The sequence below is a fragment of the Pseudomonas sp. R84 genome (genome assembly GCF_009834515.1).
Lineage (GTDB): Bacteria > Pseudomonadota > Gammaproteobacteria > Pseudomonadales > Pseudomonadaceae > Aquipseudomonas.
In genome coordinates, this window is sequence record NZ_CP019426.1 from 966025 (window position 1) to 991119 (window position 25095).

21 protein-coding genes are annotated in these 25095 nt (G+C 58.5%); 12 read left to right on the forward strand and 9 right to left on the reverse strand.

What is annotated here, in order from left to right; translation table 11 throughout:
- Positions 1–43: 43 nt before the first annotated feature.
- The 6 genes from PspR84_RS04295 to PspR84_RS04320 all read right to left on the reverse strand — a co-directional run bounded on the left by PspR84_RS04295 (position 44) and on the right by PspR84_RS04320 (position 8051).
- The gene (locus PspR84_RS04295; protein WP_160055761.1) at positions 44–322 is read right to left on the reverse strand and encodes a hypothetical protein; all 279 of its coding nucleotides are present in this window, start codon (positions 320–322) and stop codon (positions 44–46) included.
- Positions 323–452: 130 nt separating this feature from the next.
- Positions 453–3263: an FAD-binding and (Fe-S)-binding domain-containing protein gene (locus PspR84_RS04300; protein WP_160055763.1), complete on the reverse strand. Its 2811-nt coding sequence runs from the start codon at positions 3261–3263 to the stop codon at positions 453–455.
- Entirely contained in the window at positions 3260–3931 is a 672-nt protein-coding gene (locus PspR84_RS04305) for a lactate utilization protein C (protein ID WP_160055765.1), read from the reverse strand. The genes PspR84_RS04300 and PspR84_RS04305 overlap by 4 nt, the downstream gene beginning before the upstream one ends.
- Positions 3931–5385 (reverse strand): LutB/LldF family L-lactate oxidation iron-sulfur protein, encoded by a 1455-nt coding sequence (locus tag PspR84_RS04310; RefSeq protein ID WP_034154406.1) that lies wholly within the window; start codon positions 5383–5385, stop codon positions 3931–3933. The genes PspR84_RS04305 and PspR84_RS04310 overlap by 1 nt, the downstream gene beginning before the upstream one ends.
- Positions 5382–6206, reverse strand: coding sequence for a (Fe-S)-binding protein (locus PspR84_RS04315; RefSeq protein ID WP_160055767.1), 825 nt, complete (start codon positions 6204–6206; stop codon positions 5382–5384). Before PspR84_RS04315 ends, PspR84_RS04310 begins: the two co-directional genes overlap by 4 nt.
- Positions 6207–6356: 150 nt before the next feature.
- Positions 6357–8051: a lactate permease LctP family transporter gene (locus tag PspR84_RS04320; RefSeq protein WP_160055769.1), complete on the reverse strand. Its 1695-nt coding sequence runs from the start codon at positions 8049–8051 to the stop codon at positions 6357–6359.
- 262 nt (positions 8052–8313) lie between these two features.
- Between PspR84_RS04320 and PspR84_RS04325 the strand changes: the two genes are divergently transcribed.
- On the forward strand, positions 8314–9081 hold the full coding sequence (locus PspR84_RS04325; protein WP_007915207.1) for an FCD domain-containing protein: 768 nt from the start codon (positions 8314–8316) through the stop codon (positions 9079–9081).
- A 119-nt stretch (positions 9082–9200) separates the two neighbouring features.
- On the opposite strand, the gene smpB is transcribed toward PspR84_RS04325, so the two are convergent.
- Positions 9201–9683 (reverse strand): SsrA-binding protein SmpB, encoded by a 483-nt coding sequence (gene smpB / locus PspR84_RS04330; RefSeq protein WP_008088297.1) that lies wholly within the window; start codon positions 9681–9683, stop codon positions 9201–9203.
- Between the two features lie 119 nt (positions 9684–9802).
- Here smpB and PspR84_RS04335 point away from each other — a divergent pair, with 119 nt between their 5' ends.
- Genes PspR84_RS04335 through PspR84_RS04345 form a run of 3 tightly spaced genes read left to right on the forward strand, consistent with a single transcriptional unit; the run spans position 9803 to position 11955 of the window.
- Positions 9803–11206 (forward strand): sodium-dependent transporter, encoded by a 1404-nt coding sequence (locus PspR84_RS04335; protein ID WP_016986511.1) that lies wholly within the window; start codon positions 9803–9805, stop codon positions 11204–11206.
- Positions 11207–11213: 7 nt separating this feature from the next.
- Positions 11214–11648 carry a type II toxin-antitoxin system RatA family toxin gene (locus PspR84_RS04340; protein ID WP_053117014.1) on the forward strand — a complete coding sequence of 145 codons (435 nt, stop codon included), beginning with the start codon at positions 11214–11216 and terminating at the stop codon, positions 11646–11648.
- Complete coding sequence (locus PspR84_RS04345; RefSeq protein ID WP_160055771.1) at positions 11641–11955, forward strand: RnfH family protein; 315 nt, start codon at positions 11641–11643, stop codon at positions 11953–11955. Before PspR84_RS04340 ends, PspR84_RS04345 begins: the two co-directional genes overlap by 8 nt.
- A gap of 59 nt (positions 11956–12014) precedes the next feature.
- Here the strand turns inward: PspR84_RS04345 and PspR84_RS04350 are convergent, their stop codons facing one another.
- Entirely contained in the window at positions 12015–12542 is a 528-nt protein-coding gene (locus PspR84_RS04350; protein WP_160055773.1) for an outer membrane protein assembly factor BamE, read from the reverse strand.
- Between the two features lie 97 nt (positions 12543–12639).
- On the opposite strand from PspR84_RS04350, the gene fur reads away from it, so the two are divergent.
- Positions 12640–13044: a ferric iron uptake transcriptional regulator gene (gene fur, locus PspR84_RS04355; RefSeq protein ID WP_064119476.1), complete on the forward strand. Its 405-nt coding sequence runs from the start codon at positions 12640–12642 to the stop codon at positions 13042–13044.
- 75 nt (positions 13045–13119) lie between these two features.
- On the opposite strand, the gene recN is transcribed toward fur, so the two are convergent.
- Positions 13120–14793, reverse strand: coding sequence for a DNA repair protein RecN (gene recN / locus PspR84_RS04360; protein WP_160055775.1), 1674 nt, complete (start codon positions 14791–14793; stop codon positions 13120–13122).
- A gap of 240 nt (positions 14794–15033) precedes the next feature.
- On the opposite strand from recN, the gene grpE reads away from it, so the two are divergent.
- From grpE to greA, 7 genes are all read left to right on the forward strand, one after another.
- Complete coding sequence (grpE, locus tag PspR84_RS04365) at positions 15034–15600, forward strand: nucleotide exchange factor GrpE (RefSeq protein WP_007915219.1); 567 nt, start codon at positions 15034–15036, stop codon at positions 15598–15600.
- Positions 15601–15702: 102 nt separating this feature from the next.
- Positions 15703–17619, forward strand: a complete 1917-nt coding sequence (gene dnaK, locus PspR84_RS04370; protein ID WP_160055777.1) for a molecular chaperone DnaK — start codon at positions 15703–15705, stop codon at positions 17617–17619.
- Between the two features lie 297 nt (positions 17620–17916).
- The gene (gene dnaJ / locus PspR84_RS04375; protein ID WP_160055779.1) at positions 17917–19041 is read left to right on the forward strand and encodes a molecular chaperone DnaJ; all 1125 of its coding nucleotides are present in this window, start codon (positions 17917–17919) and stop codon (positions 19039–19041) included.
- Between the two features lie 9 nt (positions 19042–19050).
- Positions 19051–19857 (forward strand): 4-hydroxy-tetrahydrodipicolinate reductase, encoded by an 807-nt coding sequence (dapB, locus tag PspR84_RS04380; RefSeq protein ID WP_160055781.1) that lies wholly within the window; start codon positions 19051–19053, stop codon positions 19855–19857.
- Between the two features lie 257 nt (positions 19858–20114).
- Positions 20115–21251, forward strand: a complete 1137-nt coding sequence (gene carA, locus PspR84_RS04385; protein ID WP_007915228.1) for a glutamine-hydrolyzing carbamoyl-phosphate synthase small subunit — start codon at positions 20115–20117, stop codon at positions 21249–21251.
- 126 nt (positions 21252–21377) lie between these two features.
- The gene (gene carB, locus PspR84_RS04390) at positions 21378–24599 is read left to right on the forward strand and encodes a carbamoyl-phosphate synthase large subunit (RefSeq protein ID WP_160055783.1); all 3222 of its coding nucleotides are present in this window, start codon (positions 21378–21380) and stop codon (positions 24597–24599) included.
- The gene (gene greA, locus PspR84_RS04395; protein WP_064119469.1) at positions 24596–25072 is read left to right on the forward strand and encodes a transcription elongation factor GreA; all 477 of its coding nucleotides are present in this window, start codon (positions 24596–24598) and stop codon (positions 25070–25072) included. The genes carB and greA overlap by 4 nt, the downstream gene beginning before the upstream one ends.
- The last annotated feature ends 23 nt before the right edge of the window (positions 25073–25095 follow it).

The window sequence follows — 25095 nt, forward strand, 5'->3', positions numbered from 1 at the left end:
AATCGGCCCACAAGGCCAACCCGAAGGTTGGCCGGGACGCTGATCAGTTGTTGGTGCCGGTAGCTTTGCGCAATTCCACGATGGTTTGCGAGGTTTCCGCAACACAGTCATCAATCTTGCCCTCGGCCTTGAGCGACTGAGCTCTGGCTACACTGGTTTCAGCACGTTGACTCAGTTCAGGGTTAGCCGACAGCTGCCCTTTGGAATTGTTAATCGTCTGAATATTGGCATCACACAGGTCCGCAGGCTTGTCAGCGGCAAACGAAGTGGACGCCATCATCGATGCAGTAACGAACAGACCTAACAGTACAGAACGTTTCATGTGTATCTCCTTGAACCGAGTGGGTCCAGACTTCGCTGGCCGTCAGGACGGGCAACCGTATGGAAGAAAAACCCCGATCAGTCGGGGTTAATCTGTGGACTACAGTCGAACTCAAGGGTTCTATTTTTCTTCAGCAGGCCTTCGCCCGGGTCACGCGATCCACCAGATAGACCAGCCCGTGGTAGTCGATTCCGCCGTGTTGCGTCAGACCGATCTCACAAGTCCGGCTGGTGGAAATCCCCTCGCTGCAATGCTGCACTGCATCCTTGAGCGTGCGCAGCGAGTGGCTGTTCAGCTCCGGCGTGGTGAAGCCTTTGTCGCCGGCAAATCCGCAGCAGTGAATGCCTTCCGGAATCACCACGGTGTTGCTGCACCTGCGCGCCAGATCGATCAACGCCTGGCTTTCGCCCAGATGTTGTGTGCTGCAGGTCACGTGTACGGCAATCGGTGCGTCTTGTGGGGTGAAGTCCAGTCGATCAAGAAGGTGCGTACGGATGAAGCGCACCGGGTCGTACAGATCCAGACGGGTTTCTCCTACGTCCTGCACCAGCCGCAGCGTGCAAGGACTGGTGTCGCAATAGATCGGATCGAGCCCGCCGCGACTGGCGTGGAGCAATGCGCTGATCAGCTCCTGACGCTTGTGTTCTGCCTGCTCGGCGTAGCCTTTCGAGGCGAAGGGCTGACCGCAGCAGAGGTTGTCCTGATTGTCCGGAAAGACCACTTGGTAACCGGCCTTTTCCAGCAAGCCACGGGTTTTGTCGTACAGAGACATCTGCTCTTTATCGCCCGCCGCCGGGCCCATGACTCTCGATACGCACGCGGCTAGATAGACCACACGCGGACGTTCATCCGAGACGCTGGGGCTGAAGCGAATCGCTTTTTCCGGTTGCGGCATCGCGTTTGTCCACAACGGCACCTGGCCTTTGGACAGGCGCGTAATGGCTGCTGAAAGCTTCGCCAGACGCGGTGCGCCGAGCATCATCCGCGCACCGTTGGCCACGTGCAGAGTGAAGCGTGCGCCTTGCAGGGTCTTGGCGAAATTTCCTTCGATCCAGTCGGCGGTTTTCTGATGCGTCGCGTGTCGGCCACGGAGCTTTTTCACCAGCTCACCGGTATTGATGCCTACCGGGCAACGTTGCGCGCACAGACCCGTTGCGGCGCAGGTGTCGATGCCTTGGTACTCGTAGGCTTCTTCCAGTTCGCGGGTGTCGATGCCCGCACGTTTTTTCGCCTGAATATCGCGCCAGATGACGATGCGCTGGCGCGGGCTCAGGGTCAGGCCTTTCGAAGGGCAGACAGGCTCGCAGAAGCCGCACTCGATGCACTTATCGACAATCTCGTCGGCCGCCGGCAGCGGTTTCAGGTGTTTGAGGTGGATCTGCGGATCTTCGCTGAGCACCACGTCCGGGTTGAGAATGCCGTTCGGATCGAGCAGACGTTTGAGCTGCCACATCAACTGATAGGCGTCGCTGCCCCATTCCAGTTCCACGAATGGCGCCATGTTGCGGCCGGTGCCGTGTTCGGCTTTCAGCGAACCACCGAATTCCACCGCGACCAGTTGTGCGACGTCGTCCATGAACGCTTGATAGCGTGCGACTTCTTCCGGATTGTTGAAGCCTTGGGTGAAGACGAAGTGCAGATTGCCTTCCAGCGCGTGTCCGAAAAGGATCGCTTCGTCGTAGGCATGTTTGTCGAACAATTCGATCAAGCGATTGACGCCGATGGCCAGTTGTTCGACCGGGAAGGTCACGTCTTCGATGATCACCGTGGTACCGGTTTTGCGTACGGCGCCGACGGCGGGGAAGGTGTCTTTACGGATGGCCCAGAGCTTGGCGTTCTCGGCAGGGTCTTCGGTGAAGTCGACCTGCTTTTCTACAGGGAAACCGCTGAGCGACGCCATGATCTGCGCCAGCTGTTCCCGCAGCAAAGTGGAAGAGGCGGCGCGGGATTCGATGAGCAGCGCACAGGCATTCTTCGACAGTTGTTGTACGAAAGCCGGCATGCCCGGTTTGTCCTGCACCGAACGCAAACTGCGGCGATCCAGCAGTTCTACGGCGGACACCGGTTGGCTTTTCAGCACGGTGACCGCGTTGCAGCAGGTTTCCACATCCGGAAACACGATCAGCGCCGAGGCTTTGTTCGGGTGATCGATCACCGTGTCGTAAGTCACCGCGCTGATAAAACCGAGGGTGCCTTCGGAGCCGACCAGCAAATGGCTCAAGATATCCACAGGCTCATCGAAATCCACCAAGGCGTTGAGCGACAGGCCGGTGGTATTTTTCAGACGGTATTTGTGGCGGATTCGTGCAGCCAGTTCGGCGTTGGCGCGGGTCTCGCGGCCCAATGTCGCCAAGCGTTCGAGCAGATCGCCGTGGCTCACGCGGAATGCCGCGACACTTGTAGCGTCTTCGGTATCCAGACGTGTGCCATCGGCCAGCACCAGGCGAATCCCGGCCAGCGTGTGGTAGGTGTTTTGCGCGGTGCCGCAGCACATACCGCTGGCATTGTTGGCGACGATGCCGCCGATCTTGCAGGCGTTGATCGATGCTGGATCCGGGCCGATCTTGCGCCCGAACGGCGCCAGCCACGCGTTGGCCTGCGCGCCGATCACCCCGGGTTGCAGGCGGATTTGCATGCCTTGGCCGCGAATCTCGCGCGCGTTCCAGTTATCCCCAAGCACGATCAAAACGGAATCGCTGATCGCTTGGCCGGACAGGCTAGTGCCGGCCGCACGGAAGGTCACCGGAACATGGTCGCGCTGAGCCAGTTTCAGCAGAGCCACAACTTCATCTTCGGACTCGACGCGGATTACCAGTTTCGGAATCAGCCGATAAAAACTTGCATCAGTGCCGAAGGCCAGCGTCGATAACGGATCATCAAAGCGGCGCTCGGCCGGAATCAGTTGTTGCGCATCACGCAGGAAGTTCGCTGGAAGCGTCATTGGTCCTCCAGAATCAGCACCACCAGATCTTTCGGGCCGTGGGCGCCGTATGCCAGCACTTGCTCAATGTCGGCAGTTTTCGATGGGCCGGAGACCAGTAGAGCATTGGTCGGCATGCCTTGCGCCCATTCGAATTCCTGTTGCACCTGATAGAAGTTGTCGCGGATTTCACTGGCCTTGAGCAGCGCAAAATGCACCGGCGGCACCAGGCTCATCAGCCGTGGTTCTTCGCGAGTTGGCCACAGAATCAGGCTGCCAGTGGCGGCAATGGCGCCGAGGGTGCCGGTGAGACTGGCCGGCGTGTCGTTGAACAGTTCGACTTTCCACTCTTCCATCGGCCGGTCGTAGGATTTCAGCGACGGCAGCTCGGGATTGTTCGCCCAGTGCAGAACGATTTTCTGCCCGTGCGCTGTCGTCGGCGCGATCAACAGGCTCGGCAACTGACGATCGCGCAGCAGTTGCGCGAGCAGTGCCGGCCAACCTTCGCCCGAGGTCATGTGAATCTCGGTGTGCACTGCTTCCATCAATTTGCGCAGCTGCGGGATGCGCTGTTCAGCAGTGTAGGTGTAAGGCTGCGTCACCAGATCGACATCGAAGTTGTCGGCAATCGGCGTGGTGCCGGTCAGACTTTTCCGCAGTTTGCCGAGGATATTTTGCTTGGCGCTCATCAGCGGTCCCCCTGTTTGGCCAGATGCTCGCGGGCCATGTCGTGCAGTGAGCGGGCGGCGGGTTTCGGCGCGCTGTGGTTTTGCGTCCACGGACCGACGTTACTCGGAGTCAGGGCACGCAGGCGCGTGGCGAAGAAACCGAACAATCGATACAAAGTCGGAGAGCTGTTGAGCCTGGCCCAGGCGTTCCAGATAAAACGTTCCTTGCGCGAATACTTGCTGCCCTGACCGCGCATCACTTGATTCGGGCTGTCCGGGGCTTTGACGTTTTCTTCGCGCAGGCGCCGCAGGATCGCCGGGATCGGAATTTTTACCGGGCACACTTCACCGCAGGCACCGCACAGCGACGAAGCGCTCGGGTGATCGGGTACTTTGGCCAGACCGACCATGTGCGGGGTGATGATTTTGCCGATCGGTCCCGGGTACACCTCGCCATAGGTGTGGCCACCGACGCGGGTGTAGACCGGGCAATGGTTCATGCAGGCGCCGCAGCGGATGCAGTTCAAGGTCTGGCGCAGTTCACTGTCGGCAAAAGCCTGGCTGCGACCGTTGTCGAGCAGGACTAGATGGACTTCCTGCGGGCCGTCGAGTTCGTGTTCCTTGCGCGGGCCGGAGATCATGTTGACGTAAGTGGTGATCGGAATGCCCAGCGCCGAGCGCGTCAGCAGTGACAGCAGAGGCACCACGTCACGCAGGTTTTCCACAACCTTTTCGATGCCGGTGACGGCGATGTGCACCGGCGGCACGGTGGTGGTCATGCGGCCGTTGCCTTCGTTTTCCACCAGCAGCAGGGTACCGGTTTCGGCCACGGCGAAGTTGACACCGGAGACGCCGATGTCCGCTTCGAAGAATTTCTGCCGCAGGACTCTGCGACCGATCTGAATGAGTTGGTCAACGTCCTTGGTGTATTCCACGCCAAGTTTGTCGTGGAACAAGGACGCGACCTGACCGGCATTCTTGTGGATCGCCGGCATAATGATGTGTGAAGGCTTCTCGTGGTCGAGCTGGACGATGTATTCCCCCATATCGGACTCCAGACATTCAATGTCCCGAGCCTCGAGGAAATGGTTCATCTCCATCTCTTCGCTGACCATCGATTTGCCCTTGATCACTTGCCGCGCCTCGTGAGCGCGGATGATCGATAAGACGATGCCATTGGCCTCGTCCACCGTTTCCGCCCAGTGCACTGTCACACCGTTGCGGGTCAGGTTCTGTTCCAGTTGCTCGAGCAGGTCGGGCAACTTGGAGAGCGCGCGGGCTTTGATCGAATTGCCCAGTGCGCGCAAATGTTCTCTTTCATGGGGATCACTGAAAGCGGCTGCCCGCTTGACCATCAGTGAGTCCATGGCAGTCCGGAAGTTGTTCCGCAACTGCTGATCACCCAGGGCATTGTGTGCCCGGGTGCGGAAATCTTCTTCTACGGCGACCGTAGGAATAATCGCGGAAGTGCTCATTGCGCACCCCCGGTTCGTTGCCACAGAAAGCTGGCGAGATGTTGCCCGCGCAGCGCTTCTTTTTGTTTCTCCAATGCGCCGTTGATGTTCATCAAACAGCCACAGTCGGCGCTCAACACCTTGTGCGCGCCGGAATCCTTCAACGCTTTGGTCTTGTCAGCCACCATTGCGCCGGAAATGTCTGGCATACGGACGCTGAATGTTCCGCCGAAGCCACAGCATTCGCTTTCATGGTCGTGATTGACCCGTTCCACATTGCTCAACTGCGCCAACAACTCGCGACCGTGCAGGTGGGTGTTCATTTCGCGACGTGCCGAACACGAAGTGTGCAGCGCGACTTTGACCGGCTCGCCACTGTCCTTGAGCTGCACCTTGCAGACGAACAGCAGAAACTCGGCCAGTTCATAGGTGCGGGCCGCGAGGCCCTGAACCTGTTTCAATGTTTGCGGCTCGTCCTTGAACAAGTCGGCGTAATGCTCGCGCAGCATGCCGGCGCAGGAACCCGACGGCACCACCACCGGATAATCCCCGGCAAACAGCGCCAGTTGCGAGCGCGCTACCGTCCGTGCTTGCTCGGTGTAACCTGAGGTGTAGGCCGGTTGCCCGCAGCAACTCTGCCCTTGCGGATACTCGACCCGAATCCCTTCGCGCTCCAGCAAGCGGATCGCGTCCATCCCGGCTTCGGGGTAGAACAGGTCGACCACGCACGTGCCGAACAGGTAGACCCGCGACGGTTTCTCGCTGGGGTATTGCCGAGGTTCGGGCAGTGGCGGTGCCACACGGGTCGCGTTTGGCACGGCGTTGTAAAAAAGCTCGCTCATCAGGCGTGTCTCCGGGTGGGCCCGGTTATCCGTCTGTTGTAGCTGCTGAATATAGAGAGCATTGCTTTCAGCAGCCTTACAGACCGGGTTGTGAATTGCTGACGCCGAAATCACGGATCGGCGTCGGTTTTTTCCATGCTTCTTGTAGGTCTAGTGGACCAGCATGCCGGTGAACCAGTAGGCCTGAGCCAGGGTGATCAGACCGACAATCGTTGCAAAGAATAGGCTGTGCTTGAGGGTGAAGCGGAACAGATCCGATTCTTTGCCCACCAGGCCGGTCGCGGCGCAAGCCACGGCGATCGATTGTGGCGAGATCATCTTGCCGGTCACGCCGCCACTGGTGTTCGCCGCCACGAGCAAGGTGTCGTTGACGCCGATCTGGTGCGCAGTGGTTGCTTGCAACGAACTGAACAGGGCGTTGGACGAAGTATCCGAACCGGTGAGGAATACGCCCAGCCAGCCGAGGAATGGCGAGAAGAACGGGAACGCTGCGCCCGTACCGGCCAGCACCAGCGCCATGGTCGAAGACATGCCGGAGTAGTTGGTGACGAAGGCGAACGCCAGCACCATGCCGATCGACAGGATTGGCCAGCGCAGTTCGTAGAAGGTCTCTTTCAAAGTGGTCAGACCAGTTTTGAAATTGATCTTCAAGACCAGCATCGAGATCAGCGCGGAGAAGAAAATCGCCGTGCCGGTCGCGGAAATCGGATCAAGTTTGAACACCGCCGGGATTGCTGTTGGAGCAGCCACGATCGGTGCGGTTTTGATCACCAGCTGATCAAGGTGCGGAATTGCGAAGTTGAACACCCAGCTATACATCGAGCCGCTGGCGGCGAACATCGCTTTGAAAGGCTTCAGTGTCCAGATGGTCACCAGTACGGTGAGGATCAGGAACGGCGACCACGCTTTGAAAATTTCCCCGAGGCTGTAAGGCGAAGCCACGGTGGTGCGTTTCTGACCGAAACCGCCGACGCTGGCGGTGATCGCAACACTCGATGTGGCACCAGCGATTTGCGCACCTGCGGTGCGTTTCGGCTGCCAGACTTTCAGGAACAGGGTCAGGGAAATCAGGCTAGCCAGCGCCGAAGTGATGTCCGGCAGCTCCGGGCCGATGAAGTTCGAGGTGAAGTATTGCGTGATGGCAAAGCTCAGCCCCGCGACCAGTGCAGCCGGCCAGGTTTCGCGCACGCCGCGCAGGCCGTCCATCATGAACACCAGCCAGAACGGCACGAACAGCGACAGCAGTGGCAGCTGGCGACCGGTCATGGCGCCGATCTTGAACGCGTCGATACCGGTGACTTGGCCGGCGACGATGATCGGGATCCCCAGTGCACCGAACGCTACCGGTGCGGTGTTGGCGATCAGGCACAGGCCAGCGGCGTACAGGGGGTTGAAGCCCAGTCCGACCAGCAACGCGGCAGTAATCGCCACGGGTGCGCCGAAACCGGCGGCACCTTCCAGGAACGCTCCGAAGCAGAAACCGATCAGCAGCACTTGCAGGCGCTGGTCGTCAGTAATCGATAACACCGAGCTGCGAATGACCTCGAATTGACCACTTTTGACCGTCAGTTTGTAGAGGAATACCGCCGCGACAATGATCCAGGCAATCGGCCACAGACCGTAGGCGAAGCCATAACCAGCGGCGGCGAAGGCCATGTCGACCGGCATCTGAAACGCGAAGATTGCCACGGCAATCGACAACGCGAGGGTGATGCTCCCGGCCACATGGCCTTTGAGGCGGAACACCGCCAACGCGAGGAAAAAGAACACGATGGGGATGACGGCCGCGAGTGCGGACACGCCGAGACTGCCGAGCGGGCTGTAGAGCTGTTGCCAGGTTTGCATATGGGGTGGCCCCTAATTGTTGTTGGTCAGGCACTGTCAGCGTTCTTGGGTAATTGGTAATACCAATTTACAATCGCTGTTGGCTAGGGTAAAAGCCTTGATGGCGGTGTGTCAATTTGTCGCCCTGAAACTTTTGTCGAACAAGCGGTGCAGATCGCATCTGATCTGCTTTGCGCAAGTGGTGTCTGGTAGGTGTCGGCAAGGCGCCGATAGGCCAGAATAGAGAGCCCGGCGAGCGGTCGGGATCGTGGAGAAATGAGTTATGGGGTTTGATCAGATTCGGCAGCGCCGTTTGTCTGACGATATTGTCGAGCGACTCGAGGGGATGATCCTCGAGGGCACGCTGAAGTCCGGTGAACGGCTTCCGGCTGAGCGCACGCTGGCCGAACAATTTGGCGTATCACGGCCATCATTGCGTGAGGCGATTCAGAAACTGGCGGCCAAAGGTCTGCTCGTCAGTCGTCAGGGCGGCGGCAACTATGTCGTGGAAAGCCTCGGCTCGACGTTCAGTGATCCGCTGCTGCAGTTGCTCGAAAGCAATCCTGAAGCACAGCGCGATCTACTGGAGTTTCGGCATACTTTGGAGGCATCGTGCGCCTATTACGCCGCATTGCGCGCCACCGATGTCGATCGTGAGCGGCTGACCGCCGCGTTTGAAGAGTTGCAGGACTGCTATTCGCGTCACGATGAAGTCAGTCGGGCAGAGGAGGGCGCGGCGGATGCGAAATTCCATCTGGCGATTGCTGAAGCCAGTCATAACGCGGTGTTGCTGCACACCATTCGCGGGCTGTTCGATCTGCTCAAGCGCAACGTGGTGACCAACATCGGAGGCATGTATAAGCAGCGCACGGAAACTCGCGACATGCTGATTACCCAGCATCGGGAATTGTACCTGGCGATTATTGAAGGTCGTGCGGAGCAGGCACGGGAAGTCTCCAGCCGACATATCTTGTATGTGCAGGAAGTACTGGAAGAGGTGCGGCAAGAGGTTCAGCGCATGGCCCGGGCGGAGCGACGCAAGGGGATGTGATTTTTTAAAGCAAAAGATCGCAGCCTGCGGCAGCTCCTACACAGGAATATGTATTTCCCTGTAGGAGATGCCGCAGGCTCGGGCCGCGATCGGACGATCTTTGCTTTCGGGGGGGAAGACTAGTCTTCCTTGCCCTTGTTGCGCACCGCACGCTGCAGTTCACGACCGGCGTCGCGTTCGCGCTCGGTGTCACGCTTGTCGTATTCCTTCTTGCCCTTGCCCAGAGCGATCTCGCACTTGACCATGTGCTTGCTCCAGTACCAGGACAGGCAAACGCAGGCGTAACCCTTTTGCTGCACCATCGCTGCAAGCTTTTCCAGCTCGCGGCGGTTGAGCAGCAATTTGCGTGTGCGCACCGGGTCAGCGATGACGTGGGTGCTTGCGGTCATCAGAGGCGTGATGTGGCTGCCAAGCAACCACGCTTCGCCATCCTTGAGCAGGACATAGCTGTCGACCAGCTGTAGCTTGCTTGCCCGCAGACTTTTTACTTCCCAGCCGGCCAGGACCAGACCAGCCTCGAACTTATGCTCGATGAAGTAATCGTGTCGCGCCTTTTTGTTCTGCGCGATGGTCCCTGTTGGGTGTTTCTTCTGTTTAGCCATAGGGGCGGCATTATATGGAGATAAACCGCTGTCGGCTACGGTGATGCTGCGTGCTTGAGCAGGTTGAGTGAATCCCGGACAATGCGGCCTCTTTTTCTAACGCTTGGGCGTGATAAACGATGTCGACAGACAAGGTTTCTGTCCACGGCAGTTGGGCTAGCCGCTGGGTATTCATACTCGCCGCGACCGGTTCGGCCGTGGGACTGGGTAGTATCTGGAAGTTCCCCTACATGGTCGGGGTCTACGGCGGCGGTGCGTTCGTGCTGATGTTTCTGGCGTGCATCGCGCTGATCGGCATCCCGGTCATGCTCGCGGAAACCCTGATCGGCCGGCGCGCCCGGCAAAGTCCGGCGAACGCCTTGAAGGTGCTGGCGCTGGAAGCCGGGCACTCGGGCAAGTGGTCGTGGGGGGCCTTTGCCGGGATGATCACGGCATTGCTGATCCTGTCTTTCTATAGTGTGGTGGGCGGCTGGTCGCTGGACTACATCGTCGATATGGGCCGCGGCGACTTCCAGGGCGCCACGGCCGATCAGGTCGGTGCGTATTTCGGCAATGTCATTTCCAATCCATGGCGTCTGACACTTTGGCATACGATTTTTATGCTGCTGTCGGCCTTCGTCATCGCCAAAGGCGTGGTCGCCGGGCTTGAGCGCAGCCTGCGTATCATGATGCCGCTGCTGTTCGTGATGATCCTGGTACTGCTGGGTTACAGCATGACCACCGGGCATTTCATGGAAGGCGTGCATTTCATGTTCGACTTCCACCCGGAAAAAGTCCTCGACGGCTTGTTGCCGGCGATGGGGCATGCGTTCTTCTCGCTGAGTGTCGGTGTCGGCTCGATCATGATCTATGGCGCTTATATGCCGAAGAGTTCGTCGTTGTCGGGCACCGTTGTCGGCGTGGCATTGCTCGATACCTTTGTTTCGCTGATCGCCGGCCTGGCCTTGTTCCCGATTGTATTTGCCGGCGGCCTGAACCCTAGTGAAGGGCCGGGGCTGATGTTCGTCAGTCTGCCGTTTGCCTTTGGTAATGTGGCGTTCGGTCAGTTGATGGGCGTGGTGTTCTTTGTGCTGGTGGCGATTGCTGCCTGGAGTTCGGCGATCTCGCTTCTGGAACCGATGGTTGCCTATCTGGTTGAGCGCACGAAAGTCAGTCGCGCGTGGGTGACTTTCTGGCTGGCGTTCATCTGCTGGTTCGTTGGTCTGGGCACAGTGTTCTCCTTCAATATCTGGAAGGAGGCCAAATTTTTCGTGAACGAAGGCGGGATGTTCCACCTCTACCAATGGGGCGCGCAGAGCGGTCTGGACTTCTTTGGCGTGATAGATTTCTTCACCTCGCGGATCATGTTGCCGCTCGGTGGTCTGTGTTTCGTGCTGTTTGCCGGATGGGTGATGGGGCGTGAAGCGGTACGCGACGAGTTGTCGATCCGCAATCCGGCACTGTTCGCCCTGTCTTTGTTTTTGATGCGCTACGTGGCGCCTATCGGCATTGTTGTAGTGTTTGCCGCTCAGCTCTGGAAGTAACGCTTACATGACGACACATATTCAACGATCGGCGTTGCTGCCGTACCCGGCGCAATTTCTCTACGACCTGGTCAACGACGTGGCCCGCTACCCGGAATTTCTGCCGTGGTGCTCGGCTGCCGAAGTGCTGGAAAGCTCGCCGGAGCATATGCGCGCCAGCGTTGGCGTGGCCAAGGGCGGCCTTAGCCAGCATTTTGTCACGCGCAATACATTGGTGCCGGGACAGTCGATCGAGATGAACCTTGAAGAGGGGCCGTTCAATCAACTGCACGGCGTCTGGGTGTTCAAGGCGTTGAACGAGAAGGCCTGCAAGATCAGTCTGGATCTGTCGTTCGACTATGCCGGGCCGCTGGTGCGCGCCACGTTGGGTCCGCTGTTCAATCAGGCGGCCAATACGCTGGTGGATGCGTTCTGTCAGCGCGCCAAGCAGATACATGGTTGAACCGGTGATCGAGATAGAAGTGGTGTACGCGGCCGTGGATCGTCAGGTTTTACGCGCTGTCAGCGTAAATGAGGGCGCCACGGTGCGGGCTGCGGTGCTTGCATCGGGTATTGGTAGCGAGTTTCCTGAGCTGAATCTGGCGGAGTGCCCGCTGGGCATCTTTGGAAAAGTAGTTGCTGACCCGGATTCACGGGTGATTCAGGCGGGAGATCGCATCGAGATTTATCGCCCGTTGCTTGCCGATCCTAAAGAGGTACGGCGCTTGCGGGCGGCCAAGGCTGCCGAAGCCAAGGCTCGAAACGCGTAAAAGCCAAATCACAGGCAATAAAAAACCCGGTATTTCCGGGTTTTTTATTGCCTCGCAAATTATTGCGGCGAGGTGTCCAGCGGCTCTGGTGTCGGAACCGGAACGGTTTCCACACCATCGACGTCCTTCTGGATCTGATCCAGCAAGGAACCTGGCTTGACCGGTTTTTCCGGTTCTGGCTTCTCGGCGTTTTCAGCAGGAGTCGACACGGTCGTGCCACTGTCCTTGCCGAGAATGGCTTCGTCACGGCTTACGCCCGGCATAAAGTCACCGGACAGGCTGACAAGCTGGTCGTTTGAGTTGAAAATAACGCTGACGCGTTCCTGTTGGCGTTCACCGCCACCCGGTTGCAGGCTGTACAGATAATCCCAGCGATCGGCATGGAACGTGTCGACAAGCAGAGGGTTACCCATGATAAACCGTACTTGCGGCCGGGTCATTCCCGGGCGTAACTGGTCTATCATGTCCTGCGTGACGACATTGCCCTGCTGGATGTCGATTTTGTAAACCCCGGGGAATGAACAACCGGCGAGTGCGAGCAGTCCCACAAAGGTGAAACTGGTTAGCAAGAGCTTGGTGTTTTGCATCGGTGGGCGACTTCCACTATCTTGGCTGGGACAACGTAAACGCCGATCATACCCGCATTAAGAGAAGCTGCGAAGCAGCATCGCGAGAAAGCTGACCATGGTTGAAAATAGCGAACTACGCAAAGCCGGCCTTAAAGTGACCCTGCCACGGGTCAAGATCCTGCAAATGCTCGACTCCACCGAGCAGCGTCACATGAGTGCCGAGGACGTCTACAAGGCGTTGATGGAAGCTGGCGAGGACGTCGGTCTGGCCACGGTTTACCGTGTTCTGACCCAGTTCGAAGCGGCTGGCCTCGTGGTCCGTCACAACTTCGACGGCGGCCACGCGGTATTTGAACTGGCTGACGGTGGCCACCACGACCATATGGTCAACGTGGAAACCGGTGAAGTCGTCGAATTCGTCAGCATTGAAATCGAAAAGCTTCAGAAGGCAATTGCCGAGGAGCACGGTGTCGAGTTGGTGGATCACAACCTGGTGCTGTACGTGCGCAAGAAAAAGTAAGCATGTCGCGCGAATTTCACATTCGCGAAACGAACGAAGGCGACCCAAGGGTCGCCTTCGTGCTTTCTGTCGTTGTCAAACCTTGGCGGTGACAACCATTTTTTTCGCGTGAGCCAGGGATTCCTTGGTCAGATCGATGCCGCCGAGCATGCGCGCCACTTCTTCTATACGGTCGTTCTTGCTCAGTTTGGAGACGGCGGTGTGAGTCGCCTCTTCACCGCGCACTTTGTGCACAAACAAATGCTGATGACCCTGCGCTGCCACTTGCGGCAAGTGCGTGACGGTCAATACCTGGCCGCGATCGCCGAGACGGCGCAACAGTTGGCCGACAATTTCTGCGGTCGGCCCACCGATGCCGACGTCCACTTCGTCGAATACCAGTGTCGGAACGCGGGATGTCTGCGCGGTGATCACCTGAATCGCCAGGCTGATCCGTGACAGCTCGCCGCCGGAAGCGACTTTTGCCAGCGCCTTCAGCGGTTGCCCCGGGTTGGCGCTGACTAGCAATTCGACCTGCTCCAGCCCGTTGGGCAGCAATTCGTCGCTGCTATTGGCCTTCAGTTCGATAGTGAATCGACCACCCGGCATGCCCAGTCGCTGAATCTCCTGCTCAACCGCACTGGCGAGACTGCCGGCAGCCTGATGCCGCAAATCGCTCAGTTCCCGCGCCTTCTCTTGATAGTGGCGGGCGTATGAGGCCAGCTCTTCACCCAAGCGCTCGATGGATTCGTCATTGGCGTTGAGGGTTTCGATTTCATCCAGCAGTTTCTGCTGCATTTCACCGACTTCGGTGGGTTGAATCCGATGCTTGCGCGCCAAGGTGTAGATCGCGTCGAGACGTTCTTCCAGATATTGCAGGCGCGCTGGATCGGCATCGAAGTTATCGAGGAAACGATTGAGTTCACCGACGGCCTCTTCGACCTGGATCTGCGCGCTGGTCAGCAAACTGCTGGCTTCGCCCAGTGCGCCAACGGAATTGTTCACGCTCGACAGGCGATTGAGGCTGGCGGTCAGCGCATTCAGCACATTGCCGGAATCGCTTTCGCTGCATTGCTCGACCACTTGCCGACAGATGCCTAGCAGGGTTTCAGCGTTGGTCAGGTTTTTGTGTTCCTGCTCCAGTTGCTCCAGTTCGTTATCGCCCAAGCCGAGATTTTCCAGCTCTTCCAGTTGATAGCTGAGTAATTGATGGCGGGCGCGTTGTTCGTCACCGGAATTGGAGAGACGTTCCAGCTCCTGGCGAGTCTGGCGCCAGCGCTGGGCGGCGAGTTGAACCTGGCGGGCAAGATCGTTGGCGCCGGCATATTCGTCCAGCAAGCGGCGATGAGTATCGGTTTTCAGCAGGGATTGGTGTTCGTGCTGGCTGTGGATATCGATCAACAACTCGCCCAATGACTTGAGGTCGCCGAGCGGGCAGGGCGTGCCATTGATGTATCCGCGTGAACGACCTTCCGAGGTGATTACCCGGCGCAGAATGCACGGGCCATCAGTATCCAGATCGCGCTCGGCCAGCCACGCGCTGGCTTCAGGAATGTCCGCCAAATCAAAGGTCGCGAGGATATCTGCCTTGTCAGCGCCGGGACGGACCACGCCGCTGTCGGCGCGATCACCCAAGGTCAGGCCCAGTGCGTCGAGCATGATCGACTTGCCGGCGCCGGTTTCGCCCGTGATCACGCTCATCCCGCGATCGAGTTCGAGATCGAGATGTTCAACGATGGCGTAGTTATGTACGGACAGGTGCACCAGCATAAAGGCCGCTCCCAAGCTAAAGGTCTGGTTATTTATACAGTGTTTCGTTTCGCGCTGACAATGCCCTCCCTTAGCTCGATTTGCTTGAACCGCAGATTTGCTTAGCTCATCGAGGAATGAAGATTCGACACTTTTTTGTAGGGTTAATGTTTGCAGGCCCTTGAAGCCTGATTTTGCGGCCCCATATATCGGGGCAGAAGCGCGAGTCAGGCTCGCGGACGAAATTGAAAGGAGAATTCTATGGCTGACGAACAGACAGTAGATACGCAAAACCCAGAAGCCAATCAGGCGCCCGAAGGTTCGGGTGATGACCTGGCGACCCGTGTACAAGTGCTCGAAGAGCAATTGGCCGCCGCGCAGGATCAATCTCTGCGTGTTGCTGCTGATCTGCAGAACGTCCGTCGCCGTGCCGAGCAGGACGTCGAGAAGGCGCACAAGTTTGCCCTGGAAAAATTTGCCGGCGACCTGTTGCCGATCGTCGACAGCCTGGAGCGCGGCCTCGAGCTGTCGAACCCGGACGACGAAAGCATTCGTCCGATGCGCGAAGGCATTGAGCTGACGCTGAAAATGTTCCACGACACCCTCAAGCGTTATCAGCTGGAAGCGATCGATCCGCACGGCGAACCGTTCAACGCCGTTCAGCATCAAGCGATGGCCATGCAAGAAAGCGCCGACGTAGAACCGAACAGCGTTCTGAAGGTGTTCCAGAAGGGCTACCAGCTCAACGGTCGCCTGCTGCGTCCGGCCATGGTTGTGGTCAGCAAGGCGCCTGCGCCAATTTCGCCTTCGATTGACGAGAAGGCTTGAAATTAGCCGCAAGGCCCCCATTTAGAAGTCAAGCGTTTAAGTATTACCGCAGTCAGCCACCACTGCTGCGGCAAAAAAATCCAAAGTTTCGGGAGAGTTAACATGGGCAAAATTATCGGTATCGACCTGGGGACCACCAACTCCTGCGTCTCCGTGCTGGAAAATGGCAAAGCAAAAGTTATTGAAAACGCTGAAGGCGCGCGTACCACGCCGTCGATCATCGCTTACGCCAACGATGGCGAAATTCTGGTAGGTCAGTCGGCCAAGCGTCAGGCTGTGACCAACCCGCACAACACCCTGTACGCAGTAAAGCGTCTGATCGGTCGTCGTTTCGACGAAGAAGTTGTGCAGAAAGACATCCAGATGGTCCCTTACAAGATCGTCAAGGCTGACAACAACGACGCCTGGGTTGAAGTGAACGGCCAGAAAATGGCACCGCCACAAATCTCGGCTGAAATTCTGAAAAAGATGAAGAAGACCGCCGAAGACTACCTCGGCGAGACCGTGACCGAAGCGGTGATCACCGTTCCGGCCTACTTCAACGACAGCCAGCGTCAGGCGACCAAAGACGCCGGCCGCATCGCCGGTCTGGACGTAAAACGCATCATCAACGAACCGACCGCAGCTGCTCTGGCTTACGGTATGGACAAGGCCAAGGGCGATCACACCGTGATCGTTTATGACCTGGGTGGCGGTACCTTCGACGTTTCCGTGATCGAGATCGCTGAAGTTGATGGCGAGCACCAGTTCGAAGTTCTGGCCACCAACGGTGACACGTTCCTCGGTGGTGAAGACTTTGACATTCGTCTGATCGACTACCTCGTTGACGAATTCAAGAAAGAAAGCGGCATGAACCTCAAAGGTGACCCGCTGGCCATGCAGCGCCTGAAAGAAGCCGCTGAGAAAGCCAAGATCGAGCTGTCGTCCGCTCAGTCGACCGACGTCAACCTGCCGTACATCACTGCAGACGCGACCGGTCCTAAGCACCTGAACGTGAAGATCTCGCGTGCCAAGCTCGAAGCACTGGTTGAAGACCTGGTTCAGCGCACCATCGAACCTTGCCGCATCGCCATGAAAGACGCTGGTATGGACGTTGGCGCGATCAACGACGTGATTCTGGTCGGTGGTCAGACCCGTATGCCGCTGGTGCAGAAGCTGGTTACTGATTTCTTCGGTAAAGAAGCGCGTAAGGACGTTAACCCGGACGAAGCTGTTGCCATGGGTGCAGCGATTCAGGGCGCCGTTCTGGCCGGTGACGTGAAAGACGTTCTGCTGCTCGACGTCAGCCCGCTGACCCTGGGTATCGAAACCATGGGTGGCGTGATGACCGCGCTGATCGAGAAAAACACCACGATTCCTACCAAGAAATCGCAAGTGTTCTCGACTGCCGACGACAACCAGGGCGCTGTGACCATTCACGTGCTGCAGGGCGAGCGTAAGCAAGCCACTCAGAACAAGTCCCTGGGCAAGTTCGACCTGGCCGACATTCCACCTGCTCCACGTGGCGTGCCGCAGATCGAAGTGACCTTCGACATCGACGCTAACGGCATCCTGCACGTTGGTGCGAAAGACAAGGCGACCGGCAAGACTCAGTCGATCGTGATCAAGGCCAACTCCGGTCTGTCCGACGAAGAAATCGAGCGCATGGTGCGTGACGCCGAAGCCAACGCTGAGGAAGACCGCAAGTTCGAAGAGCTGGCCGCTGCCCGTAACCAGGGTGATGCACTGGTTCACTCGACGCGCAAAATGATTGCTGACGCGGGCGACAAAGTCACCGCCGAAGAGAAGACTGCGATCGAAGCCGCTGTGGTTGCTCTGGAAGCCGCTGTCAAAGGCGACGACAAGGCTGCTATCGAAGCCAAGGTTGAAGAGCTGTCGAAAGTCTCCGCTCCGGTTGCTCAGAAGATGTACGCCGAACAGGCTCAGCCAGCTGATGGTGCAGCCCCGCAAGGCGAATCGGCTGAGAAGGCTGACGACGTTGTCGATGCAGAGTTCGAAGAAGTCAAAGACCACAAGTAAGTTGTTGGTCGGCCGGTTGACTGCCTTTAGGCAGTGACTGGTAGGATGTCGCCGCGCGGGAGCTAGCTCCCGCGTTGGCGTATCTGGAATACGCGAATTTTTACAGCATGCGACAAGGTTCGGATGTTGGTGGTATGGCCGGGAATGCTCCTGCTTTTCGTGCCGAAAGTACCGCAAGAAACAAAGACCAGGATCGTTGAATTGACGTGAGTTGGGTCCGGGCCTGTATTGGGGCTCAACGAGTTTGGCGATCCTCAGGAGGGGTTTGCCGAACGTCCTCAAGAGTGCAGAAGACTTATGGCAAAGCGTGACTATTACGAAGTGTTGGGTGTTGAGCGCGGCTCAAGCGATGCGGACCTGAAAAAGGCTTACCGTCGTCTGGCGATGAAGCACCACCCGGACCGTAATCCCGATGACAAAGCGTCGGAAGAAATGTTCAAAGAGGCCAACGAGGCCTACGAAGTGCTGTCCGACTCCAGCAAGCGTGCGGCGTACGACCAGTACGGTCATGCCGGTGTCGACCCGAGCATGGGTGGCGGCGGTGCCGGTTTCGGCGGTCAGAACTTCTCGGACATCTTTGGTGATGTCTTCAGTGATTTCTTCGGTGGCGGTCGCGGCGGTTCCCGTGGCGGCGCTCAGCGTGGCAGCGACTTGCGCTACACCCTGGAGCTGAATCTGGAAGAAGCGGTGCGCGGTACGTCGGTGAATATCCGCGTTCCGACACTGGTCAATTGCAAGCCGTGCGACGGTTCGGGTGCCAAGAAGGGCTCCTCGCCATCGACGTGCCCGACCTGTGGTGGCATCGGTCAGGTGCGCATGCAGCAGGGCTTCTTCTCGGTGCAGCAAACCTGCCCGCGTTGCCATGGCCAGGGCAAGATCATTTCCGATCCGTGCGACTCCTGCCACGGTGACGGTCGCGTTGAAGAGTACAAAACCCTGTCGGTCAAAGTGCCGGCCGGCGTCGACACCGGCGACCGCATTCGTCTGTCCGGCGAAGGCGAGGCGGGTTCGCAGGGCGGGCCGACTGGCGACCTGTATGTAGTCATCAACGTGCGCGAGCACGACATCTTCCAGCGTGATGGCAAACATCTGTTCTGCGAAGTGCCGATCAGCTTCGTCGATGCGGCGTTGGGCGGCGAGTTGGAAATTCCGACCCTCGACGGTCGCGTCAAACTGAAAATTCCCGAAGGCACTCAGACCGGCAAGCAGTTCCGCGTGCGCGGTAAAGGCGTGGCGCCGGTACGTGGCGGCGGTGCGGGCGACTTGATGTGCCGTGTGGCAGTCGAGACGCCGGTCAATCTGAATCGTCGTCAGCGCGAACTGCTGGAAGAGTTCCGCAGCTCGCTGGCGGACGACAACAGCCACTCGCCGAAAACCACTGGCTGGTTCGACGGTGTGAAGCGCTTCTTCGGCGATCTGTAAGGAGTCCGCATGCGACGTATAGCTGTGATGGGCGCTGCTGGGCGCATGGGCAAGATTCTGGTCGAAGCCGTGCAGCAGCGCGCGCCGCTGACCGGGTTGACCGCTGCCGTGGTTCGTCCGGGCAGTACGCTGATCGGCGTTGATGCCGGTGAGCTGGCCTCGCTGGGTCGTATCGGCGTGCCGCTGTCCGGGCATATCGAAGCTGTGGCTGAAGAGTTCGATGTATTGATCGACTTCACCCTGCCGGAAGTTATGCTGAAAAACCTCGCGTTCTGCCGCAAGGCAGGCAAAGCGATGGTTATCGGTACCACTGGCCTCGACGCTGGGCAGAAACAGTTGCTGGCCGAGGCGGGCAAGGATATTCCGATCGTGTTCGCGGCCAACTTCAGTGTCGGCGTCAATCTGTCGCTGAAATTGCTCGATATGGCGGCGCGCGTGCTGGGTGATGAAGCGGACATCGAAATTATCGAAGCTCATCACCGTCACAAGATCGATGCGCCGTCGGGTACGGCGTTGCGCATGGGTGAAGTGATTGCCAGTGCGCTGGATCGTGATCTGCAGAAGGTTGCTGTTTACGGTCGAGAAGGTCACACCGGCGCTCGTGAGCGTGAAACCATCGGCTTCGCCACTGTGCGTGGTGGTGATGTGGTCGGTGATCACACCGTGCTGTTCGCCTGTGAAGGTGAGCGTCTGGAGATCACGCACAAGGCTTCGAGTCGCATGACTTTTGCCAAGGGCGCGGTACGTGCTGCGTTGTGGCTGGATGGTCGTGAGCCGGGTCTGTATGACATGCAAGACGTGCTCGACCTGCGTTGATACACTGCTGAACCCGGCGCAAACGCCCTGTTTGCGCTGGTTTTTCTCCGCTTGGCGACGACCTGTCGCATTCTCCGGCCTTTTAGGCTCTTTAGCGGTGGACCAAAAAAGCCTTTTTCTGTAAGCTACAGCTTTAGTGTGTCCACTAAAAGCGCGCAGAATAATTCAGTGAAGAAGCGGGGTGACGTGTCCATACGTCACTCCGCTTTTTTACAACCTGCGATCGCCCTTTCATGCGTTATTTACGGGAGGTCTTCTTGACTAAGCCAGCCATACTTGCCCTTGCTGATGGCAGCATTTTTCGCGGCGAAGCCATTGGTGCCGACGGTCAAACCGTTGGTGAGGTGGTGTTCAACACCGCAATGACCGGCTATCAGGAAATCCTTACCGATCCTTCCTACGCCCAACAGATCGTTACCCTGACTTACCCGCACATCGGCAACACCGGCACCACTCCGGAAGATGCCGAGTCCGACCGCGTCTGGTCCGCTGGCCTGGTCATCCGTGACCTGCCGCTGGTAGCGAGCAACTGGCGTAACACGATGTCCCTGTCCGACTACCTGAAAGCCAACAACGTTGTGGCCATCGCCGGTATCGACACCCGTCGCCTGACCCGTATCCTGCGTGAAAAAGGCGCTCAGAACGGCTGCATCATGGCCGGCGACAACATCTCCGAAGAAGCGGCCATCGCCGCTGCGCAAGGCTTCCCGGGCCTGAAAGGCATGGACCTGGCGAAAGTCGTCAGCACCAAGACCCAATACGAATGGCGCTCGACTGTCTGGGATCTGAAGACCGACAGCCACGCGACCATCGACGCTTCCGAGCTGCCTTACCACGTGGTTGCTTACGACTACGGCGTCAAGGTCAACATCCTGCGCATGCTGGTCGAGCGCGGCTGCCGCGTCACCGTGGTGCCGGCTCAGACCCCGGCCGCTGATGTGCTGGCACTGAAGCCGGACGGCGTGTTCCTGTCCAACGGCCCGGGTGACCCGGAGCCATGCGACTACGCGATCAAGGCGATCAAGGAAGTGCTGGAAACCGAAATTCCGGTATTCGGCATCTGCCTCGGTCACCAACTGCTGGCTCTGGCCTCCGGCGCCAAGACCCTGAAAATGGGCCATGGCCACCACGGTGCCAACCACCCGGTGCAGGATCTGGACACTGGCGTGGTGATGATCACCAGCCAGAACCACGGCTTCGCGGTCGACGAAGAAACCCTGCCAGCCAATGTGCGTGCGATCCACAAATCGCTGTTCGACGGCACCCTGCAAGGCATCGAGCGCACCGACAAGAGCGCGTTCAGCTTCCAGGGCCACCCTGAAGCGAGCCCCGGCCCGAACGATGTCGCGCCACTGTTCGACCGCTTCATCAACGAGATGGCCAAGCGACGCTAAGCGTTCGCCTTGAGACTGTAGAGAGAAGCCCCTCGAGGGCGGCCCCGACACCGGTGGCCCCCTCGAGACTTCAGAAATCGATCAAGACGGCTTGCCGACTGACCTGCGGATTTGAGTGACAAACCCATGCCAAAACGTACAGACATTAAAAGCATCCTGATTCTCGGCGCTGGCCCGATCGTTATCGGCCAGGCCTGCGAATTCGACTACTCCGGCGCCCAGGCCTGCAAAGCCCTGCGCGAAGAGGGTTACCGCGTCATCCTGGTGAACTCCAACCCGGCCACCATCATGACCGACCCGGACATGGCCGACGCCACCTACATCGAACCGATCAAGTGGCAGACCGTTGCCAAGATCATCGAAAAAGAACGTCCGGACGCGGTGCTGCCAACCATGGGCGGCCAGACCGCTCTGAACTGCGCCCTGGACCTCGAACGCGAAGGCGTTCTGGAAAAGTTCGGCGTAGAAATGATCGGCGCCAACGCTGACACCATCGACAAGGCTGAAGACCGTTCGCGTTTCGACAAGGCGATGAAATCCATCGGCCTGGCGTGCCCGCGTTCCGGTATCGCCCACAGCATGGAAGAGGCCAACGCGGTTCTCGAAACCCTCGGCTTCCCGTGCATCATTCGTCCGTCCTTCACCATGGGCGGCACCGGTGGCGGTATCGCTTACAACCGTGAAGAGTTCGAAGAAATCTGCGCCCGTGGTCTGGACCTGTCGCCGACCAAAGAGCTGCTGATCGACGAATCGCTGATCGGCTGGAAAGAATATGAAATGGAAGTTGTCCGCGACAAAAAGGACAACTGCATCATCGTCTGCTCGATCGAAAACTTCGACCCGATGGGCGTGCACACCGGTGACTCGATCACCGTTGCTCCAGCGCAAACCCTGACCGACAAGGAATACCAGATCCTGCGTAACGCCTCCCTGGCGGTACTGCGCGAGATCGGCGTCGAGACTGGCGGCTCCAACGTTCAATTCGGTATCTGCCCGAACACTGGCCGCATGGTCGTGATCGAGATGAACCCGCGCGTATCGCGTTCCTCGGCCCTGGCTTCGAAAGCCACCGGTTTCCCGATTGCAAAAGTCGCGGCCAAACTGGCTGTGGGCTACACCCTCGACGAACTGTCGAACGACATCACCGGCGGCAAGACTCCGGCGTCCTTCGAGCCGTCGATCGACTACGTTGTGACCAAGCTGCCGCGCTTTGCCTTCGAGAAATTCGCCAAGGCTGACGCGCGACTGACCACTCAGATGAAGTCGGTTGGTGAAGTCATGGCCATCGGCCGTACCTTCCAGGAATCCCTGCAGAAAGCTCTGCGCGGTCTGGAAGTCGGCGTTTGCGGTCTGGACGAGAAGCTCGACCTGAGCAACCCGGAAAGCATGAGCGTGCTCAAGCGCGAACTGACCGTGCCGGGCGCCGAGCGTATCTGGTACGTGGCGGACGCTTTCCGCGCCGGCATGACCGTCGAAGAAATCTTCGGCATGAACATGATCGACCCTTGGTTCCTGGTACAGATCGAAGATCTGATCAAGGACGAAGAGAAGGTCAAGACCCTCGGTCTGTCCGCGATCGACCGCGACCTGATGTACAAGCTCAAGCGCAAAGGCTTCTCCGATCAGCGTCTGGCCAAGCTGCTGGGTGTGACCGAAAAGAACCTGCGCACGCACCGTCACAAGCTGGAAGTGTTCCCGGTTTACAAGCGCGTTGACACCTGCGCCGCCGAGTTCGCCACCGACACCGCATACCTCTACTCGACTTACGAGGAAGAGTGCGAAGCCGCGCCTTCGGGTCGCGACAAGATCATGATTCTGGGTGGCGGTCCGAACCGTATCGGCCAGGGCATCGAGTTCGACTACTGCTGCGTGCACGCCGCCCTCGCTCTGCGCGAAGACGGCTACGAAACCATCATGGTCAACTGCAACCCGGAAACCGTTTCCACTGACTACGACACTTCCGACCGTCTGTACTTCGAATCGGTAACCCTCGAAGACGTGCTGGAAATCTGCCGCGTCGAGAAGCCGAAAGGCGTGATCGTCCAGTACGGTGGTCAGACTCCGCTGAAACTGGCGCGTGCCCTGGAAGCGGCTGGCGTGCCAATCATCGGCACCAGCCCTGACGCTATCGACCGTGCCGAAGACCGTGAGCGCTTCCAGCAAATGGTTGAGCGCCTGAACCTGCGTCAGCCGCCAAATGCCACCGTGCGCAGCGAAGACGAAGCGATTCGTGCCGCCAGCAAGATCGGCTACCCGCTGGTAGTGCGCCCATCCTATGTCCTGGGTGGTCGCGCGATGGAAATCGTTTACGAAGAAGAAGAGCTCAAGCGCTACCTGCGTGACGCGGTGAAAGTGTCCAACGACAGCCCGGTGCTGCTCGACCACTTCCTCAACTGCGCCATCGAGATGGACGTGGATGCGGTCTGCGACGGCAAAGACGTGGTGATCGGCGCGATCATGCAGCACATCGAACAGGCTGGCGTTCACTCCGGTGACTCCGCTTGCTCGCTGCCGCCGTACTCGCTGCCGGCGCACATCCAGGACGAGATGCGCGAACAGGTCAAGAAAATGGCTCTGGAACTGGGCGTTGTCGGCCTGATGAACGTGCAGTTGGCTTTGCAGGGCGAAGACATCTACGTCATCGAAGTCAACCCGCGCGCTTCGCGTACCGTACCGTTCGTGTCGAAGTGCATCGGTGTCTCCCTGGCCATGATCGCTGCCCGCGTGATGGCTGGTAAGACCCTGAAAGAAATTGGCTTCACCAAGGAAATCATCCCGAACTTCTACAGCGTGAAAGAGGCGGTGTTCCCGTTCGCCAAATTCCCTGGCGTTGACCCGATCCTCGGCCCAGAGATGAAGTCGACCGGTGAAGTGATGGGCGTCGGCGACACCTTCGGTGAAGCATTCGCCAAAGCCCAGATGGGCGCCAGCGAAGTGCTGCCGACCGGCGGTACTGCGTTCATCAGCGTTCGCGACGATGACAAGCCTCTGGTTGCAGGCGTGGCCCGCGATCTGATCAACTTGGGTTTCGAAGTGGTTGCCACTGCCGGTACTGCCAAGCTAATCGAAGCCGCAGGCCTGAAAGTGCGCCGTGTGAACAAGGTGACCGAGGGTCGTCCGCACGTGGTCGACATGATCAAGAATGACGAAGTCACCCTGATCATCAACACCACCGAAGGTCGTCAGTCGATCGCTGATTCGTACTCCATTCGTCGTAATGCCTTGCAGCACAAGATTTACTGCACCACCACTATTGCTGCTGGCGAAGCTATCTGTGAAGCGCTGAAGTTCGGTCCGGAAAAGACCGTGCGTCGCTTGCAGGATCTACACGCAGGATTGAAGGCATGATCAAATACCCAATGACTGTCCAGGGCGCTAAAGCCCTGGAAGAAGAACACGCTCACCTGACCAAGGTCGTTCGTCCGAAGCTCAGCCAGGACATCGGTACGGCCCGCGAGTTGGGTGACTTGAAAGAAAACGCTGAATACCATGCCGCACGCGAACAGCAGGGCATGGTCGAAGCGCGGATTCGTGATATCGAAGGCCGGATTCAGAATCAGGTCATCATTGACGTCACGTCGATTCCGCACACCGGCAAAGTGATTTTCGGTACTACCGTCGAAATCGCCAACGTCGAGACCGATGAAAGCGTCACTTACCACATCGTGGGTGAGGATGAGGCTGACTTCAAACTCGGCAAGATTTCGGTTGGCTCGCCTTTGGCCCGTGCCTTGATTGGCAAGGAAGAGGGCGATGTGGTCGCCGTGAAAACGCCGAGCGGCGTGATCGAGTACGAGATTGTCGAAGTCCGTCACATCTGAAAAAGGGCGCCCGCTGCATGCGG